Source organism: Pseudomonadota bacterium, assembly GCA_011049115.1.
Classification (GTDB): domain Bacteria; phylum Desulfobacterota; class Anaeroferrophillalia; order Anaeroferrophillales; family Tharpellaceae; genus DSCM01.
This window is the reverse complement of the sequence record DSCM01000049.1, coordinates 1-3092: the sequence shown is the minus strand read 5'-3', so window position 1 is coordinate 3092 and position 3092 is coordinate 1. Positions and strand designations below refer to the sequence as shown.

The 3092-nt window shown below is 48.0% G+C and carries 2 protein-coding genes; both read right to left on the bottom strand.

Annotated elements, in window-relative coordinates; all coding sequences use genetic code 11:
• Nucleotides 1–278: 278 nt before the first annotated feature.
• Nucleotides 279–1616, bottom strand: coding sequence for a peptidase M23 (locus ENN66_04060; protein ID HDS15782.1), 1338 nt, complete (start codon nt 1614–1616; stop codon nt 279–281).
• A 106-nt stretch (nt 1617–1722) separates the two neighbouring features.
• A complete protein-coding gene (locus ENN66_04055) occupies nt 1723–3033 on the bottom strand; it encodes an N-acetylmuramoyl-L-alanine amidase (GenBank protein HDS15781.1) in 1311 nt (436 codons plus the stop codon).
• Nucleotides 3034–3092 lie beyond the last annotated feature (59 nt).

The window sequence follows — 3092 nt, the reverse complement described above, 5'->3', positions numbered from 1 at the left end:
TTACCAATAAGCAAACTTAAAATTTAACCATGAACATCAGTGCTTAACTTTATCTTGCAATCAGGGTGATCAATTTCGATAATCACAACTGGTCAAATTTCGGTTGTCATAACTAGCCGCAACCATGGTGACGGCCCCCACAGCTTCAGGTTGAAATCTTGAGGCACACGGCACGAAAATTTCATTCTGGTCGCTTCCTAGACCCTGAAAAATGCTGATTTTTATCGGGGTATAGTATAATAAACACTTTCACCAGCGACCTGAAAGTCATTAATCAATCAAAGCTCATCCGACTTAGCCTCTTGCACGAGATTGCTGCCCTCAAGGAGGCTAAAATAGGCTTGCCATTTTTCTCTGAAATCAGCCAGGTGGTCGTTAGCCAGTGGGGCTGAAGGCGCACGTTCGATATGTAAAGGATTAATCGGCGTACCATTTTTAAAAACCCGAAAATCGAGATGGGGACCCGTAGCTATCCCGGTAGCTCCAACATAACCGATAAGCTGTCCCTGCTCAACCCTTTTTCCGACCTTGATCCCTGAGCCAAAGCGGCTCAGATGAATATAAGTCGTCTCATAATGGTTAGCATGTCGCAAACGAATTTTATTGCCGTTACTCTTATCATAACTTCTTTGCGTCACGACCCCGGCGGCAACGGCTTTTACCGGGGTCCCGGTGGGTGCGGCGTAATCAATCGCCCGATGCGGTCGCCACACCTTCAAAACCGGATGAAGACGACGATCACTGTATCCCGAGGATATACGAGTATAAGATAGCGGAGACTTAAGAAAAGCTTTCTTCAAACTACGCCCTTCAAGGTCATAATATGCCGCCGCCTCTCCATCATCAAAATAGGCCGCACGATGAATTTTATCTTGATTGATAAACTCCGCCGCCCAAATACGTCCATAACCGGCAAATGCACCATCCCGATAACGTTTCTCGCAAAGCAGACGAAAAGAATCCCCCTGACGCAGGTCACGGACAAAATCGATATCCCAGGCAAAAATATCGCTCAGCCGACAAGCCAACACAGGGTCTTCTCCTAATTCCGCAATCGAGGCAAAAAGAGAGCTCTCAATGCTTCCTTGAATGGCAACCAGCTGAGATTGATATGAAATATCTTTTATTTCAGCAATAAATTCACCACCCCGACAACATACCTGCAGCTGTTTCTCGCTGTCAATTTCATAGATAAAACCCTTGCACTGACCGTCTTCAAAAGACAAGCTATAAGGTTGTCCTACACGCAAATTCGAGGCCTGAAACACCGGCTCACATGCTTTTGCCAGGGCAAAGATATCTACCGGCGTAAAAAATTCACTGAGTAACGAGGTCATGGTATCTCCACGACCGACCAGGCTTTTGCGCTCTTCGCAATGCACCGTCAGGGTAGGAACTGCGACAACTGCGGCCGCAGCCTCGGCATTGATGACCGCAGCCACAGAATTATCTTCGCTGCGATGCTGAGGTCTGGGTTCAGCTATTTCGGTGGATAGCATCGCCGAGCTGACTCGAAAAAACATCAGAGCACCCAAGGCAATGCCGACAAGTAACAAGGTAACCGCGCTCGTCAGAGGATGATCAGAAAATATTTTTATAAATTGACGTCCTGCCATTTTCAAGTCTATGTTGCCCCTCCACGGTGGCAATATCAGCTGAAAATCATACCGCTTCAAAATAATGGGTCATGATTCCATTTGCGTTTCACCAGCTTCGCAAACTTCAATTAACGATCCTATGACCCGCGACCTTAATCTCGTTTATATATTTCTCCACGCCATCGACCAACCCCTCGGCTATTCTCTGTCGATAGGTTGAACTTTGTAAGCGCTGGGCCTCCATTGCATTGGAGATAAATGATACCTCTACGAGAACACTCGGCATCTGGGCTCCGATCAGAACATAGAAGGGAGCCTGTTTAACCCCTAAGTTGTTAATCGGTTGATAGGAGCGACTCAAATTGCCGACCAAGGACGCCTGAATGCAACCGGCCAGACGACTGGACTCCTTAATCTTGGAATTCTGCATCAGATCATTAAGAATCGACTGCAGATGGCCGACATTTTTGGTCGAGGTTGCATTTTCCAAAGCGGCCAGTTCCATAGCCTCATTATCGGTTGAGAGATTGAGGAAATAGGTTTCCACGCCATGTGCGCTGCGGTTACGTGAGGCATTCGCGTGAATTGAAATGAAGAGATCTGCTTTACGAGTATTAGCGATCACCGTACGCTCTTCCAAGGGAAGATAGACGTCATTTTCCCGGGTCAGATACACGTGACATTGCAAGCGCTTCTGCAGCTCGTCCCGAACCCGTTTAGTGATATCCAGAACGATATCCTTCTCCTTCAGACCACAGGACGAAATCGCTCCCGGATCCCTTCCGCCATGCCCAGCATCCAGAACAATGGTTCCGACTCCAAGTCCAAGCTGCTGGGCCAGACTTAGGTTGTTGTTGGCAGCGGCCGTAAATGTTGCCGCCGGTGACTGACCTCTTTTTTGCCTGGCATTAAAATACTCTCCGCCTATTACATCGATGACGATGCGTGGAGGGTTATTCAAGGCAAAGATTTTATAGTGATCGATTTCGGCCACGTGAATAACCGCACGGACGGTATTCGCGTTAAACTGAGCGACCTTGACACTTTGCAGGATGCCATCATTGATTGGAACTTCACGGGACACTTCAGGAATCATCGAGTCAGCCAGATTAAGATAAATCGACTTAGTCTTCTTTTGGTTTCCTTTATCCTTGAGGATACCTTTACTGAATTGAATCTCGCGATCAAGGTCGAGAACCACCCGAGTATAAGTCGGTGAAGACCAGTGGCGCAGATCAATGACCCTCGCCAGTCCGACGACAGGAGCTGAGTTATTGAACCTGGCCTCGACTTTTACTGTGGTGGATTGCTGGGAAGGTTTTTTTCGACTTTGTGCCTTGGTGACCCGAGGGTCTTTACGGGAAGGCTGCTTAGCGGAAGATGGCTGGGCCGATGTCTCCAGTTTTTCCAAAGCAGCAACAGCTCTTTGCCGCATGTCTGTATCCGGGAAATCACTCAGCAAGCGACGCCACCAGGTTTGCGCCTGCTTTTCAT